A 428-nucleotide genomic window follows, 5' to 3' on the forward strand; every position below is an offset into this window, starting at 1 on the left:
CGGGGGCGTGGCCGGGCGGATGCCACCGTCGGCGGCCGGGCCGGCTGCGGAGGAGGACCCCGCGGTCGGACCCGGCGCCGGTGGAGCCGCCGGCGGCAGGGTCTCGCCCGAGAGCACGGGCCCGTCCTCGCGGTGGCCCCGCTCCGCCTCGTTCAGCAGGGTCACGAACTGCTCGAGCGGCTCGGACCCGTCGTGCTCCCGCGCCAGGAAGCGCTCGGCGCGGCGGCGCACCACCTTGTAGACGCGCCCGTCGTCGGGGATGCCCAGGTCCCGGGCGGCCCGCGCCACGGCCAGCGGGGGCTGCTCCGGCAGGGGGTTGGTGCCCCACTCCAGGAGCCCGGTCAGCAGCGGGCGCTCGAGCACGGCGGCCAGGGCGGCCCGGGCGCCCGGCACCCGGGTCAGCTCCAGCAGCCCGCTCGGCGGCGCGG

General features: G+C 80.6%; 1 protein-coding gene. It reads right to left on the reverse strand.

Features of this window, described 5'->3' with window-relative positions; translation table 11 throughout:
• A partial coding sequence (locus CRM73_RS19585) for a hypothetical protein (RefSeq protein WP_229588849.1) occupies positions 1 to 428 on the reverse strand: 428 nt, incomplete at both ends.

Origin of the sequence: Kocuria sp. CCUG 69068, assembly GCF_020833785.1 — a bacterium.
Lineage (GTDB): Bacteria > Actinomycetota > Actinomycetes > Actinomycetales > Micrococcaceae > Kocuria > Kocuria rosea.